This is a genomic window from Glutamicibacter sp. JL.03c (assembly GCF_025854375.1).
Taxonomy (GTDB): domain Bacteria; phylum Actinomycetota; class Actinomycetes; order Actinomycetales; family Micrococcaceae; genus Glutamicibacter.
This window is the reverse complement of sequence record NZ_CP107575.1, coordinates 1-14,595: the sequence shown is the minus strand read 5'-3', so window position 1 is coordinate 14,595 and position 14,595 is coordinate 1. Positions and strand designations below refer to the sequence as shown.

The 14,595-nt window shown below is 59.6% G+C and carries 12 protein-coding genes and 3 tRNA genes; 2 read left to right on the top strand and 13 right to left on the bottom strand.

What is annotated here, in order from left to right; genetic code table 11:
- Nucleotides 1-67: 67 nt before the first annotated feature.
- Complete coding sequence (locus tag OF385_RS00070) at nucleotides 68-274, top strand: hypothetical protein (RefSeq protein ID WP_264276407.1); 207 nt, start codon at nucleotides 68-70, stop codon at nucleotides 272-274.
- A 7-nt stretch (nucleotides 275-281) separates the two neighbouring features.
- On the opposite strand, the gene OF385_RS00065 is transcribed toward OF385_RS00070, so the two are convergent.
- Complete coding sequence (locus OF385_RS00065) at nucleotides 282-1,151, bottom strand: DMT family transporter (protein ID WP_264276406.1); 870 nt, start codon at nucleotides 1,149-1,151, stop codon at nucleotides 282-284.
- A 120-nt stretch (nucleotides 1,152-1,271) separates the two neighbouring features.
- Nucleotides 1,272-2,252 carry a bile acid:sodium symporter family protein gene (locus OF385_RS00060; protein ID WP_264277961.1) on the bottom strand — a complete coding sequence of 327 codons (981 nt, stop codon included), beginning with the start codon at nucleotides 2,250-2,252 and terminating at the stop codon, nucleotides 1,272-1,274.
- Between the two features lie 114 nt (nucleotides 2,253-2,366).
- Here OF385_RS00060 and OF385_RS00055 point away from each other — a divergent pair, with 114 nt between their 5' ends.
- Nucleotides 2,367-3,509 (top strand): glycosyltransferase family 4 protein, encoded by a 1,143-nt coding sequence (locus tag OF385_RS00055; protein WP_264276405.1) that lies wholly within the window; start codon nucleotides 2,367-2,369, stop codon nucleotides 3,507-3,509.
- A 60-nt stretch (nucleotides 3,510-3,569) separates the two neighbouring features.
- Here the strand turns inward: OF385_RS00055 and OF385_RS00050 are convergent.
- The 11 genes from OF385_RS00050 to dnaA form a co-directional block, all read right to left on the bottom strand.
- Nucleotides 3,570-3,642, bottom strand: a tRNA-Ala gene (locus OF385_RS00050).
- 95 nt (nucleotides 3,643-3,737) lie between these two features.
- Nucleotides 3,738-3,810: transfer RNA gene (locus OF385_RS00045), tRNA-Ala, on the bottom strand.
- 7 nt (nucleotides 3,811-3,817) lie between these two features.
- A complete protein-coding gene (locus OF385_RS16660; protein ID WP_022874488.1) occupies nucleotides 3,818-3,937 on the bottom strand; it encodes a DLW-39 family protein in 120 nt (39 codons plus the stop codon).
- A gap of 31 nt (nucleotides 3,938-3,968) precedes the next feature.
- Nucleotides 3,969-4,042: transfer RNA gene (locus OF385_RS00040), tRNA-Ile, on the bottom strand.
- 120 nt (nucleotides 4,043-4,162) lie between these two features.
- A complete protein-coding gene (locus OF385_RS00035) occupies nucleotides 4,163-4,762 on the bottom strand; it encodes a DUF3566 domain-containing protein (RefSeq protein ID WP_264276404.1) in 600 nt (199 codons plus the stop codon).
- Nucleotides 4,759-7,386 carry a DNA gyrase subunit A gene (gene gyrA, locus OF385_RS00030; protein ID WP_413468042.1) on the bottom strand — a complete coding sequence of 876 codons (2,628 nt, stop codon included), beginning with the start codon at nucleotides 7,384-7,386 and terminating at the stop codon, nucleotides 4,759-4,761. Before gyrA ends, OF385_RS00035 begins: the two co-directional genes overlap by 4 nt.
- Before the next feature lie 55 nt (nucleotides 7,387-7,441).
- Nucleotides 7,442-9,445 carry a DNA topoisomerase (ATP-hydrolyzing) subunit B gene (gene gyrB / locus OF385_RS00025; RefSeq protein WP_264277959.1) on the bottom strand — a complete coding sequence of 668 codons (2,004 nt, stop codon included), beginning with the start codon at nucleotides 9,443-9,445 and terminating at the stop codon, nucleotides 7,442-7,444.
- A gap of 344 nt (nucleotides 9,446-9,789) precedes the next feature.
- Nucleotides 9,790-10,347: a DUF721 domain-containing protein gene (locus tag OF385_RS00020; protein ID WP_264276403.1), complete on the bottom strand. Its 558-nt coding sequence runs from the start codon at nucleotides 10,345-10,347 to the stop codon at nucleotides 9,790-9,792.
- A complete protein-coding gene (recF, locus tag OF385_RS00015) occupies nucleotides 10,340-11,503 on the bottom strand; it encodes a DNA replication/repair protein RecF (RefSeq protein ID WP_264276402.1) in 1,164 nt (387 codons plus the stop codon). The genes OF385_RS00020 and recF overlap by 8 nt, the downstream gene beginning before the upstream one ends.
- Before the next feature lie 57 nt (nucleotides 11,504-11,560).
- Nucleotides 11,561-12,688 carry a DNA polymerase III subunit beta gene (gene dnaN / locus OF385_RS00010; protein WP_264276401.1) on the bottom strand — a complete coding sequence of 376 codons (1,128 nt, stop codon included), beginning with the start codon at nucleotides 12,686-12,688 and terminating at the stop codon, nucleotides 11,561-11,563.
- Nucleotides 12,689-13,158: 470 nt separating this feature from the next.
- Complete coding sequence (dnaA, locus tag OF385_RS00005; RefSeq protein WP_413468167.1) at nucleotides 13,159-14,571, bottom strand: chromosomal replication initiator protein DnaA; 1,413 nt, start codon at nucleotides 14,569-14,571, stop codon at nucleotides 13,159-13,161.
- Nucleotides 14,572-14,595 lie beyond the last annotated feature (24 nt).

The window sequence follows — 14,595 nt, the reverse complement described above, 5'->3', positions numbered from 1 at the left end:
GAGGCGCTGTAACTGCATAAGCTTGAGCTGTCGGAGAGCTGGATCATCTGTCAGTCTGGAGCAATGCATGAGCAAGAAGAGCAAAGCAGGAAAAGTACTAGCCGTAGGCTTGATTGCTGGCATAGTCGCGCTACTGGTGGCTGTATGGAAGGCCTCAAAACCCATCGAAGATCCGTGGGAAAATGAACCCGAGCCAGCACAGCCTCAGCAGCCCGTTGAGTCTCGCGAAGCAAGCGTCGAAGAAATCCGCGAGATCATCGAAGATGACAAATAAATTCTAGTTACTCCCGAGTTTTCGGTTGGGCTTGTCCTCGGATCACGAGGGCAAGCCCAACGAGTATCACCAGCAGTCCGGCGTAGGTAGCCAATGAAACCACCTGCCCCAGGAACAATGCCGCCAGAAGGGCTGCGCCCGGGATCTCCAAGAGGATCAGCGTGGAAACCGTCAAAGGCCCCAGCACATTGAGCAAGTGATTCATCGCTGTATGCCCGAAGATCTGCGCGCACAACGTCAGCAGGATGATGGCCCACCAGCCTTGGGCGTCAAACCCCCAAATGGGCATGCCCGTGGCCAGGCAAAGAACCAATAGCGCCAGGGCCGTAATCGCATAGCAGCTCGAGGTGTAGGTCGCCGTCGCCATCGTCCGCCGCGCCATCGAACCTGCCAGCGTGTACACCGCGGCCAGCAAGCCGCCAGCCAGCGCCAAGAGGTCTCCGAGCAGCGCCTGTGAACTCAGCCCCATATCGAACCCGGTAATCAGGATCGCCCCGCCGAGCGATACAGCCATGCCAATGAATACCGGAGTCCGGTATTGCACGCCACGGATCACCTGGAAGACGGCGATCCATACCCCTTGGATACAGACCAAGGCGGTTCCAGCTGCCACGCTGGTCAGACGCATCGAGTACATGAAGCACACGAAGTGCAAAGCCAAGGCCAGTCCGGCAATGCCGGTGAAGAACCATTCGCGCCGGGTCATCGAAAGATAGACGCGGGGGTTCTTCCTCAGGGCGGGCACACTGAGCACGGCCGCGGCGGCTCCATTGCGCCAGAACGCCATTGATAAAACAGGAACGCCGGGGAACGCGGCGATAATCGGCCCGGAAGCCGAGATGCCGATGATCCCGACCAGGGCAAGTAGTAACGTCACTGACTTAGATTACCGGTGGTTGGCACCCTGTTTTCCCAGTGGCCTCATCACGTAGGCCCAGGGTGCTGCATTCCTCCAAGGATCATAATATTCCATATAAGGAATATATCGTTGCATCTGCTAGATTCCGGTCTTCTGAGGCTTCTTGCGGCGCCAGTAGGCAGCAACCAGCGCTCCGGACAAGTTATGCCAGACCGAGAATACAGCAGCGGGCAAAGCCGCCTCCGGAGTGAAGTATTGCTTGGCCAGTCCGCCAGCCAAACCGGAATTCTGCATGCCGACTTCGATAGCCATCGTGCGCCGTGCATCCTCGGGCACGCGCATCAAGACACCGACTCCATAACCCAGCAGCAGGCCAAGGCCGTTGTGCAGGATCACTGCGGCCAGCACAAGCAATCCGGCAGTCAGGATCGCCTGGGCGCTGCCGGCAACGATGATGGTCACGACGAAGGTAATGGCGATGACCGAGATCCACGGGAGCACCCCGGTCACCTTCAGGACCAGCCGGTTGAGCAGCATGCGGAGCACGAGACCCAGGATGACCGGAATCAGCACGATCTGCACGACGCTGACCGCCATGGACCCGGCATCTACCGGCATGTACTGGCCGGCCAGCCACAGGGCCAGGAGCGGAGTGAGCGCCGGAGCGATCAATGTTGAAACCGAGGTCATCGCCACCGAGAGAGCGACGTTGCCTCGAGCCAGGTACGACACGACGTTGGATGCGGTACCACCCGGTGCGCAGCCGACCAGAATCAGGCCGGCGGCAAGCGCTGGGTCCAGATGAAGGAGCTTGGCAACAAGCCAGCCCATTATCGGCATCACCACGAACTGGGCAACCACGCCGCCAAGGACCGGCAACGGGTTCTTCACAACCAGTGCGAAGTCCGGCAAGGTCAGGGTCAGCCCCATGCAGAACATGATTACCATCAGCAGGGGATTGATCCATCCTGCGAAGCCGAGGAAGGTCTGGGGGAGCAGCATGCCGCACAACCCGCCGAGCAGGATCAGCGCGGGGAAGAGCAGTACGGCAATGCGCGAGTCTTTTTCAATTTTTGCGGTGTCAGCTGCGCCGCGGACCTCGCTGGAATTATCGTTCAACACCTACGGTATCTTGCCACCAATGGCTGCTTACCGAAAATGGGAAGACAGAAGTTAATGAACTGACCCAGTCATATTTACTTTGATGTCACTGTTGATCCCCATGCTGAAAGGGTGAAGGTTGCTATCGTTGCTGAATCGTTCCTTCCCCACTTCAATGGGGTTACCAACTCTATTCTCAAGACGCTGGACCACTTGGCGCTTACCGGGCACGACGCGGTGGTCATCACGCCAGCAGGTTCCTTAGCTGGTGAACTGACGGGGCACGGCGTTCCCCGTCAGTACAAGGGCTTCGCGATCCATACGGTGCCATCAATGCCCCTGGCGAGTTATCCGGAAGTCCGGGTGGCCACCACCAGTGTCGGGCGCTTGCGCAAGATCCTGGCCCGCGAACGCGTAGATGTCGTCCATATGGCCAGCCCATTCATCCTGGGCTGGCAGGGACTGCGCGCCGCCCAGGAATTGAACCTCCCTACCGTAGCGCTCTACCAGACCGAAGTGCCAAGCTATGCCGAGCGCTATAAGATGCCGTGGCTGACTCAGCGTCTCTGGGATCATGTCCGGGCAATCCATACGGCAGCTGACCTTTCGCTGGTCCCTAGCACTTTCTCGTACCGCCAGCTGCAGGATCTGGGCATTGACCGATTGAAGATCTCGGGCAGGGGAGTAGATACCGCGCAGTTCACCCCGAGCCGCCGCAGCGAGCAGTTCAGGTCGGCGGTGGCCCCGAATGGCGAGGTGGTCATCGGCTATGTAGGGCGCCTGGCCGCAGAGAAGCAGGTCGCCGACCTGAAGGCCTTGGCGGATCTGAAGAACACCAGGCTTGTCATCGTGGGTTCTGGTCCGTTAGAGAGCGAACTACGGGCTTTGCTGCCTACCGCCCACTTCACCGGATTCCTTTCGGGAGAGCGCCTGGCCGAGGTCATGGCCTCGATGGATGTATTTGTCCATCCGGGAGCCTCGGAGACGTTCTGCCAGACCATTCAAGAAGCCATGGCTTGCGGCGTGCCTGTGGTTGCCGTGGGCCGCGGAGGGCCGCTAGATCTGGTTGATTCTTCGCGCACGGGGTGGCTGTACCAGCCGGGAAACCTCAATGAACTGCGCAGCCGGGTCAGCGACCTGGCCTACGACGACGCGAAGCGCGTGGCCTTTGCCAGCGCTGCCTTGCGCAGCGTGCAGGATCGTTCATGGTTCAGCATTGGCGAACAGCTCTTGGCTCACTACCAGGATGTGCGGATGGCTTGGAGCAGCCGCTAGCAGCGCCAGAGCCTGGGGATCGAAAAGGACGGAAAGCATAAGCTTTCCGTCCTTTGACTGTGGAGCCTAGGAGAATCGAACTCCTGACATTCTGCTTGCAAAGCAGACGCTCTACCAACTGAGCTAAGGCCCCGTATTTGTTTATCTGGTGTTCCACACCGACCGATCCATTGCGGATCAATCAAAAAGAATTAGCGGAAAGCTGATGCTTTCCGCCACTCTCTTTTGTGGAGCCTAGGAGAATCGAACTCCTGACATTCTGCTTGCAAAGCAGACGCTCTACCAACTGAGCTAAGGCCCCAAAAGCTTTAGGAAACTTTATCGGCTACCTGATGCCAGGTTTCCTTTGTTTCCGAAGAAGCCTTCGCTTTCTTGACCAAGACTACCGCAGCAGTCGCAATCGTTGCGAGAACCAGGAATTTTTTCATTACTTCCTCTTTCTCTCCAGCAAGGTTTCCGTGGGCGTACCAAGACTTGAACTTGGGACCTCTTCGTTATCAGCGAAGCGCTCTAACCGCCTGAGCTATACGCCCTTGCTTTTGTTTGTTCCCTTTGGAACGAAATAAAACTCTACCGGGGATTTCCAGAAGATACAAATCGAGCCCGGGTGTCATGCATCACAGCATGAAACCCGGGCTCGACTAGGGGTGTTTCTAGTCGTCGGTGAGGGTCACTCCGACGCCGCCAACCAGCGAAGCAGCAATGTTGTACAGCACCGCACCCAGCATCGAGATGACGGAAATGACCACGACGTTCACCACGGCGATGATCGTCGCGTAGGAAGCCACCTGGCCAAGGGACATGCTCTGGCGAAGGTCGAAGCCGCCTTCAGCCACCGCGTCCTGGATCAGCTGGTTGAATGCGTCGAACGTACCCATCAGGTCCAGCAGGGCCCAGATGCCAACGGCCGCGACCACGGTGATCACACCGAAGGCTACCGACAGCAGGAAGGCCAGCTTCAAGACAGAGAATGGCTCAACCTTGGAAACCAGCAAGCGGGCCTTGCGCACCTTGGCCTTGGGAGCCGGGCGGACCAGGCGCTCCTGGCCATTAGCCGGACGCTGGGCGCCGGTTGGCCGCTGGCCGGCCGGGCGGGAACCTGCAGGACGAGCCTGGCCGGCGGCCTGCTTGGCACCTGCGGCGGCTGGGCGGCTACCGGTGCCAGTTGATGCCGGACGCTTTACCTGGGTAGGTCGCGGCGCTTCGCTCTTCGGGGCACTGCCGCTGGGGCGTGGCGTCGAGGGCGTGCTCATGCGTTACCTCCGTTAGTGGTGTCATCTTCCTGGGCGTCCGATTCGGTTTCCGGCGCGGTGGATGACTGATCGATCGTGTTTTCTGCGTCCAACGTTACGGCATCTTCCTCCAAGTTCTCCTCGAGCTGCGTCTCGGAGTTCTTGGCCACCGCAATAATGTGGTCCTTCTTATCCGGCTTGGCGAAGATGACACCCATGGTGTCGCGGCCCTTGGCTGGGACCTGGGCGGCGGCCGAGCGGACGACCTTGCCCGAGCCCATCACCACGAGCACCTCATCGGTCTCGTCGACGATCATCGCGCCGACCAATTCACCACGTTCCTCGTTCAGCTTGGCAACCTTAATGCCCAAGCCACCACGGGATTGAACGCGGTATTCAGCCACGTCGGTACGCTTCGCGTAGCCCTCGTTGGTCACCGTGAAGACGAAGGCGCCCTCGCGGACCACATCCGCGGCCAGCAGCTCGTCGCCCTCGCGGAACTTCATGCCGGTCACACCGGAGGTCGCGCGGCCCATCGGACGCAATGCGGTGTCGGTAGCGGTAAAGCGGACCGACTGGCCCTTGCGCGAGACGAGCATCACATCATCGGATTCGCTCACCAGCTGCGCGGAGACGAGTTCGTCATCATCACGCAGGTTGATGGCGATCACGCCAGCGGTGCGGTTGGTGTCGTAGTCCTCCAGCCGGGTCTTCTTCACCAGGCCGTTGCGGGTCGCCAGCATCAGGTACTGCGCGTCCTGGTAAGTGCGCAGATCCAATACCTGGGCGATGTGCTCGTCCGGCTGGAAAGCCATCACGTTGGCCACGTGCTGCCCCTTGGCGTCGCGGCCGGCCTCGGCCAGCTCGTAGCACTTGGTGCGGTAGACGCGGCCGTGGTTGGTGAAGAACAGCAGCCAGTTGTGGGTCGACGTGACGAAGAAGTGCTCCACCACGTCGTCACCGCGCAGGTTGGCACCCTTGATGCCCTTGCCGCCGCGGGCCTGCGAGCGGTAGTTGTCGATGCGGGTGCGCTTGACGTAGCCGCCGCGGGTGATGGTGACGACCATTTCCTCTTCAGGGATCAGGTCTTCGACGCTCATGTCGCCGTCGTAGCCCATGAGGACCTTGGTGCGGCGGTCATCGCCGTGCTTGTCGACGATTTCCTGCAGTTCCTCGGAGACGATCTCGCGCTGGCGATCAGGGGAGGCGATGATGGTCTGGAATTCGGCGATCATGCGCTCGAGCTCGGCGTGGCGGTCCTGGATCTTCTGGCGCTCGAGGGCGGCCAGGCGGCGCAGCTGCATGTCCAGGATGGCGCGGGCCTGGTCCTCGTCGATGCTCAGCAGTTCCATCAACCCGTCACGGGCCGCCTCGGTGGTGGCCGAACGGCGGATCAGCGCGATGACCTCGTCCAGGGCATCCAGGGCCTTGAGCAGGCCGCGCAGGATGTGGGCCTCCTCTTCGGCCTTCTTCAAGCGGAACTGGGTGCGGCGCACGATCACTTCGATCTGGTGGGTAACCCAGTGGCGGATGAACCCGTCCAGCGGCAGGGTACGTGGCACCCCGTCGACGATCGCAAGCATATTGGCCGAGAAGTTGCTCTGCAGCTCGGTGTGCTTGTACAGGTTGTTCAGCACGACCTTGGCCACGGCGTCGCGCTTGAGCACGATGACCAGGCGCTGGCCGGTGCGGCCGGAGGTCTCGTCGCGCATGTCGGCGATGCCGGCGATCTTGCCGTCGCGCACCAGCTCGGCGATCTTCACTGCGAGGTTATCCGGGTTGGCCATATATGGCAGCTCGGTGACCACCAGGCAGGTGCGGCCCTGGATTTCCTCGACGTTGACCACTGCACGCATGGTGATCGAACCACGGCCGGTGCGGTAGGCATCGGCGATGCCCTTGGTGCCAAGGATCATCGCACCGGAGGGGAAGTCCGGGCCCTTCACGCGCAGCATCAGCTCGGCGAGCAGCTCTTCGCGGCTTGCCTCAGGGTTCTTCAGATACCACTGCACGCCCTCGGCGACTTCGCGCAGGTTGTGCGGCGGAATATTCGTGGCCATGCCCACTGCGATGCCGGAGGAGCCATTGACCAGAAGGTTCGGGAAACGCGCCGGCAGAACCGTTGGCTCCTGGTTCTTGCCGTCGTAGTTGTCCTGGAAATCAACGGTGTTCTCGTTGATGTCGCGGACCATTTCCATGGCCAGCGGGGCCATCTTGGTTTCAGTGTAACGCTGGGCGGCGGCGCCATCGTTGCCCGGCGAGCCGAAGTTGCCCTGGCCCAGGGCCAGCGGGTAGCGCATGACCCAGTCCTGGATCAGGCGGACCAGCGCATCGTAGATCGCGGTGTCGCCGTGCGGGTGGTACTGGCCCATGACTTCACCGACCACGCGGGCGCACTTGTTGTAGGCGCGCTCGGGGCGGTAGCCGCCGTCATACATCGCGTAGAGCACGCGGCGGTGCACCGGCTTGAGGCCATCGCGCACATCGGGCAGCGCGCGGCCGACGATCACGGCCATGGCGTAGTCCAAGTAGGACCGCTGCATTTCGGTCTGCAGGTCGATCTGGTCGATGCGCCCGCCGTCATGGACCGGCTCGAGGACCTCGCCGTCCATGGGTTCGTTCTCAGGGGTTTGCTCGTCGCTCAATTTTTTCCCTTATAAGTCAAAAAGTCTTCGGTGGATATTCGATCGGCACGGCTGATCAGATATCCAGGAAGCGCACGTCCTTGGCGTTCTGCTGGATGAAGTTGCGGCGGGACTCGACGTCCTCGCCCATCAGCACGGAGAAAACTTCGTCTGCGGCCGCGGCGTCATCCATGGTGACCTGGCGCAGCGTGCGGAATTCAGGGTCCATGGTGGTGTCCCACAGCTCCGAGTAGTCCATCTCGCCCAGGCCCTTGTAGCGCTGGATGCCGTTGTCCTTGGGCAGACGCTTGTTGGAGGTCTGGCCGGCGAGCAGCGCATCGTCGCGTTCCTTGTCCGAGAACACGTAGTCGTGTGGCGCGTTGGACCACTTGATGCGGTACAGCGGAGGAGCTGCCAGGAAAACGTAGCCGTGTTCGATCAGCGGGCGCATGAAGCGGAAGATCAAGGTCAGCAGCAGGGTGGTGATGTGCTGGCCGTCGACGTCGGCATCGGCCATCAGCACGATCTTGTGATAGCGCAGCTTGGACATGTCGAACTCTTCGCCGATTCCGGTGCCGAAGGCGGTGATCATCGCCTGGACTTCGGCATTTCCCAGCGCGCGATCCAGGCGGGCACGCTCCACGTTCAGGATCTTGCCGCGCAGCGGCAGGATGGCCTGGGTGTGCGGGTCGCGTCCGCGCTTGGCCGAACCGCCTGCGGAGTCGCCCTCCACGATGAAGACTTCGCACTCGGAAGGGTTCTTCGAGGAGCAGTCCGAGAGCTTGCCGGGCATGCCGAAGGATTCCATCGGCGACTTGCGGCGGGCATTATCGCGGGCCTTGCGGGCTGCCAGGCGGGCCTGGGAAGCGAGCTGGGCCTTGCGGATGATGTCGCGAGCCACGTTCGGGTTGCGTTCGAACCAGTCGCTGAGCTCCTCGTTCACCACGCCCTGGACGAAGCCGCGGGCGATCGAGTTGCCCAGCTTGGTCTTGGTCTGGCCTTCGAACTGCGGTTCGGAGAGCTTCACCGAAATCACCGCGGTCAAGCCCTCGCGGGCATCTTCGCCGGTGAGGTTGTCGTCCTTTTCGCGCAGGATCTTGTTATCCCGGGCGTAGCGGTTGAGCAGGCCGGTCAGCGCGGCACGGAAGCCTTCTTCGTGGGTGCCGCCCTCATGGGTGTTGATGGTGTTCGCGTAGGTGTGCACGGATTCGGCATACGCGCTGGTCCACTGCATCGCGATTTCCACGCTGATGCCGCGAGCGGAGTCCTCGGATTCGAACGCGATGACCTCGTCGTGGACCAGTTCGATCTTCTTGGCGGCATTCAGGTGCTTGACATAGTCCAGCAGGCCATCCTTGTACAGGTAGTCCACGGTGCGCGGCTTGACTACCTGGTTTTCGATCTCTTCTTCGACTTCCGCTTCCGGTTCGGCGTTCACCGGGGTACGCTCGTCGGTCAGCGTGATGCGCAGTCCCTTGTTCAGGAACGCCATCTGCTGGAAGCGGGCACGCAGGGTTTCGAAGTCGAATTCGGTGGTCTCGAAGATTTCCGGATCCGGATAGAAGGTCTGGCTGGTGCCGGTCTTCTCGGTTTCCTCGCCCTGGGTCAGCGGGCTGGTGGTGACACCGCCGTTGCCGAAGCTGATGCGCCATGCGTGGCCTTGGCGGCGCACGATGGTATCGACCTTGCGGGAAAGCGCGTTGACCACGGAAATGCCCACGCCGTGCAGGCCACCGGACACGGCGTAACCGCCGCCGCCGAACTTGCCGCCGGCATGCAGGATGGTCATGACCACCTCGACGGTAGGCTTGCCCTCGGTCGGGTGGACATCCACCGGGATGCCTCGGCCATTGTCTTCACAGCGCACGCCGCCATCGGCCTGCAGGGTGACATTGATGGTGTCGCAGTATCCCGCCAATGCCTCATCGACGGAGTTGTCGACAACTTCGTAAACCAAGTGGTGAAGGCCTCGAGGGCCAGTGGAACCGATGTACATGCCCGGACGTTTGCGTACCGCTTCGAGTCCTTCGAGGACGGTAATATCCTGGGCGCCATAGGTATGTTCGACTTTGGAAGTCATCGATTCCGCGGGAATTTGGCTTTCTGCCGGATCCTGCGGTGAAGCATTTTCAGTAGGCACGGGTGCTACGAACTCCTCGAATTTGGCGCGCGATCACCGTTGGCGCCCAGTGGGGCATTTTTGGCGATCTTGGTCTGGAGGGACCCCATCGCAGGGCTTAGCCCGCGCTAAAGTCATTTCACTACCTCTAATTCTACCGCGTTGAGCAAAATAATCGGTGCTTCTGTGGCCTAAATCAGCCACATAAAGCTAGTAATTGACCATCTGAGGCAGTTGCGGAGCTCAAGTGAGGGGGGATCCATCCTCCGGGTCCGTTAGCGCGCCATATGCCGTATCAGCAATTCTTATCCATAGGTGTCCCGGGGACCCCGCCCCGCCACCGAACGCATGCCATGGCGCCATGAAGGGGCATTAGGACCGAGCACCCTGATCACGGTCACGATTCCCGGGCCTAGTTCGGCATCAAATTTCTTCAATAATTGATGGCTGAGTAAGCGCAACTGTGTTGCCCATGAGGTGGAATCGCAGCGCACGATCACCACGGTGTCCTCAAAGGATTCAGGTTTGCAGTGCGCGGCGATATCCTCGCCGACCATATCGTTCCAACGACCCAGCACCGATCCCACGGCCACTTGGGTATTCCAGCCGCGTGCCTTGGACAGGCGGGCAACCACTTCGCCAATGGCTCGAGGGTCCCGGATCGCACCGGGCTCAGGTGACCCGCCCTTGTCCATGAAGCCGCGCCGGGCTGCTTGGCGTTTGCGGACTTTTTCCATGCGTGCCGCATCAACGCGCCGCTCGCCGCGTTCTTCAGCGAGCTTGCGCATCCGGTTCAGCAGGGCCTTAGCGGCATCGAGCTCCGGATCAAAACGATGTTCGTCGCGTTCTTCAGGTTCACGCATCGACGACCTGGCCAGGGGATACCTGGAAGAAATGTCCCTTCAGCGCTTCGGGGACATCTTCCACAACAGCCGCGGTCACCAGGACCTGCTCGGCACCGGCAACAATATGGGCCAGCCGGTCGCGACGAGTCGCGTCCAGTTCGGCGAAAACATCGTCAAGGATCAAGATCGGTCCCGAACCCGGGCGAGGATCATCGTCGCCAAAGACCCGATAGGCCGCAAGGCGAAGTGCCAGGGCAAAAGACCAGGTTTCGCCGTGGGAGGCGTAGCCCTTGGCCGGCGTGGGACCCAAAATCAAGGTCAAATCGTCGCGGTGCGGGCCAAACAGGGAAATGCCGCGGTCCAGTTCCCGATTGCGGTTGGCCTCAATGGCGCTCAGCAGCAGATCCTGGATTTCGCCTTGGCTCAGGTCCTCGAGCGAGATGGCCTCAACGGTGTTTTCGTCGGCTTCACTTTCCAACGACGAGCGGTAGATCGCCTTGGCGTCTTTGGCGCCGTCGGCAAGATCAGCATAGGCCGCCTGCATATATGGCCTGATCAGCATAAGAACATCGAGGCGGCCACGAATGAGCCGGGCGCCGCAGGTGGCCAGCTGCAGGTCCCAGGCCTTAAGCGTGTTCTCCTGCGAGGAAGTGAGGTTGGATTTTCCACGGATCGACTTGAGCAGCGCATTGCGCTGTTTCACGATTCGTTCGTAGTCGTTCTTTGTCCCTGCTTCGATCGGACGCAAGGCGACAAGCAGCTCGTCCAGGAACTTCCGCCGGTGCGAAGGATCGCCCTTGACCAGCGCCAGGTCCTCGGGAGCGAAGAGCACGGTGCGCACCATGCCGAGAATCTCTCGAGCGCGCACAGGATTGGCCCGGTTGATGCGAGCTCGGTTGAGCTTGCCGCTGGTGATTTCGACTTCCAGCGTGGTTTTTTGGCTGCCTCGATGCAAAGTGCCGCGGATGAGCGCTCTTTCAGCGCCGAAATTCAGCAGCGGGGCATCATTGCTGACTCGATGGGACGCCAAATTCGCCAGGTAGCCAATGGATTCAACGATGTTGGTTTTGCCCACGCCGTTGGGTCCAATAAGCACGTTGATGCCAGGAGCCAGGTGCACGTCGGCCTGCGCATACGAGCGGAAGCTCGTGAGGGAAAGCTGCGATATATACACCGGGGTCCTGACAGAAACGAGGTGGTGGATGAAGAATCCATCCACCACGCAATTGGTTTAGTTCGAGTTTGGCAAGCGTACGGGCATCACGAGGTAGCGGTACTGATCCTGGTCGGCTTCGTCCAGCTGCTTCTGCCCGGTGAGCATTGCCGGCTTCGGCGCGCTGGTGAAGGAGAAGCGCACGAAGTCAGTAGTGAAGGAGTTCAAGCCTTCGGACAAGAAGGTCGGGTTGAAGGCAACTACGATATCTTCGCCACGCAGGGAAGCAACGATGGCTTCCTCAGCCTGGGCGTCTTCGCCGGTGCCTGCGTCCAAGGTCAGCTGTCCGTCAGTGAAAGCCATGCGTACTGGGGTATTGCGTTCAGCAACAACCGATACGCGGCGGACGGCTTCCATCAGCTCGCTGGTGCGCACCGTTGCATGGATCGGTGTGTCGCTTGGGAATAGCGAGCGGATCTTTGGATATTCGCCATTGATCAGCAATGAGGTAGTGCGTCGGTTGGAGCTTTCGAAGCCAACCATGTCACCCTTCTCACTGATAGCCAGTTTCAATTCGCCCGCACCGGAAAGGGTCTTCGCGACTTCGCTCAGGGTCTTTGCCTTGATCAGGAACGAAGTCGAGATCTCCGAAGAGTTCGGAGTCCAGTTCAGTTCACGCAGCGCCAAACGGTAGCGGTCGGTAGCCAAGAAGGTGATCAGATCGTTTTCAATCTCAACCTTGATGCCGGTGAGCACCGGAAGGGTGTCATCCTTGGACGCCGCGACGATGACCTGTGATACCGCAGCAGCGAAGGCCTGGCCGTCGAGGGTGCCGGCAATGGCTGGAAGCTCTGGCAGCGTCGGGTATTCATCAACTGGCATGGTGGCCAGGTGGAATCGCGAGCGACCACAGGTCAACGAAATCTTTGAACCATCGGTTTCCAAGGTCACCGTGGAATTAGGCAATGAACGAGTGATCTCAGCCAAGAGCTTGCCGGAGACCAAGATCGAACCTTGCTCAGAGATATCTGCAGGAATCTCAATGTGCGAGGAAATCTCATAATCAAACCCCTCGAGGCGAACCAGGCCTTCATGGGTAGTGATCAAAATGCCAGCAAGTACTGGTGAGGGTGGGCGTTGTGCCAGGGACCGGGCGGTCCAGGATACGGCTTCTGCCAATACATCCTTTTCAACGCTGAACTTCACGAAAATTCCGCCTTTCGGACACCCTTGAGTCTTAAGTCAGGCCAAGAAGGTTGTTCCCTCGCCAAGTTCTTAAGCATAGAGCAGGTAGTTGCACGTTCTCTCCATCTTAATCTTGCCACGTCCTGAAGATGCAAAGTCAGTCCTCAATCTCATCTGGTGAAGAGAGCTGCGGAAGAAAAGGATTTGAACAGGTTTGGCTCGAGGGTCAGGAGTGGACTCGTTATTTGGATGAATAAGTGTTTAAAGGAGGAGTGTTAATAACCCTTGTTGATACTGTGGATAAGCCCTAAATCTCCAGACCTGATGGCAATTGTGCATGTGAACAATCTGTGGTTGAAGCTGACACCGAGTTCCAAGGACTTGTTGAAACTCAGTTCCACGATTATTAACGTCCACACGGGCAGTATCGTTATCCGCAGGTAGTCACCAGATCGTCCACAGATTTATCCACACCTGTGGCTTCTTGTTATTTAGTGTTCCCGCTGGCTCTGCTTGATGCGGTTGGTTAGCTCGGTGACTTGGTTAAAAATCGCTCGACGTTCCGCCATGAGCTCACGGATCTTGCGATCTGCGTGAATCACGGTGGTGTGGTCGCGTCCACCGAGCTCGGCACCGATCTTCGGCAGCGACATGTCGGTAAGCTCACGCAGCAGGTACATGGCGATTTGGCGAGCCGTGACCAGGGTCCGGGTTCGCGACTTGCTGTTCAGCTCATCGATGGACAGCCCGAAGTACTCGGCAGTCTGCTTGATGATGGTCGACGGAGTGATCTCCTGGGCGCCGTCCTCGCTGATCAAGTCCTTGAGCACGGTTTCGGCCAGGGCCAGATCAACCGGCTGGTTGTTCAGGGAAGCGAACGCGGTGACCCGGATCAAAGCGCCTTCGAGTTCACGGATGTTGGTGGAGATGCGTGAAGCGATGTACTCCATGACGTCGCCTGGAGCCGAGAGATTTTCCGCATCGGCCTTCTTGCGCAGAATGGCGATACGCGTTTCGAGCTCTGGCGGTTGGATATCGGTGAGCAGACCCCACTCGAAGCGCGAACGCATACGGTCTTCGAAGCCTTGCAGCTGCTTCGGGGGCAGATCCGAAGTGATCACAACCTGCTTGTTGTGGTTGTGCAACGCATTGAAGGTATGGAAGAACTCTTCCTGGGTCGCGTCCTTGTTCGCCAAGAACTGGATATCGTCAATGAGCAGGATATCGACATTGCGATAGGTCTGCTTGAAGCTGGCGCCCTCGTCATCACGGATGGAATTGATGAAGTCGTTGGTGAATTCTTCAGAGTTAACGTAGCGAACGCGGATGCCTTTGTAGAGGTGTCGCGCGTAGTGGCCGATGGCATGGAGCAAGTGAGTCTTGCCCAGTCCGGAATCACCGTAGATGAATAGTGGATTGTAGGCCTTGGCAGGTGCTTCAGCGACAGCGACGGCGGCAGCGTGAGCAAAACGGTTCGACGAGCCAATCACGAACGTATCGAAAATGTACTTTGGATTCAGTCGTCCGAATTCTTGGGAATTCGATGGGGGAGTAGGCTGCGGAGCCGGCTGCGGCCGCGGGCCAGGAGTTTCGGTCACCGCAGGGGCCGCCGGTGCTGGTGCGCTGGCCTCCGGAACTTCTTCATCCATTTCGTCAGAGAGCGACAGATCGACACTCACAGCACAGCGAATGTCATCCTGGAATACTTCGCGCAACGCTTCATCCAGCGGTTCACGTAGCTGGGTCTGCAAAATGTCACGGGTCAGGTCGTTGGGGACTGCCACGAGCAGGGTCGTACCGATCAGCCCCTGAGGCTTGGCCAACGACACGAAGGCACGGTAGCGCGCTTTGACTCGATCATCGTCCTCGATCTTGCGAATGACCTGACGCCAGGAGCTACCAATGCTATTGGTCTCGTCGCTGCTCAC

Bases quoted from the DNA above. Each gene is read 5' to 3' on its own strand.
- OF385_RS00070 (WP_264276407.1), top strand. From the start codon at position 68: ATGAGCAAGAAGAGCAAAGCAGGAAAAGTACTAGCCGTAGGCTTGATT.
- OF385_RS16660 (WP_022874488.1), bottom strand. From the start codon at position 3,937: ATGAAAAAATTCCTGGTTCTCGCAACGATTGCGACTGCTGCGGTAGTC.
- OF385_RS00035 (WP_264276404.1), bottom strand. From the start codon at position 4,762: ATGAGCACGCCCTCGACGCCACGCCCCAGCGGCAGTGCCCCGAAGAGC.
- gyrB (WP_264277959.1), bottom strand. From the start codon at position 9,445: ATGACTTCCAAAGTCGAACATACCTATGGCGCCCAGGATATTACCGTC.
- OF385_RS00020 (WP_264276403.1), bottom strand. From the start codon at position 10,347: ATGCGTGAACCTGAAGAACGCGACGAACATCGTTTTGATCCGGAGCTC.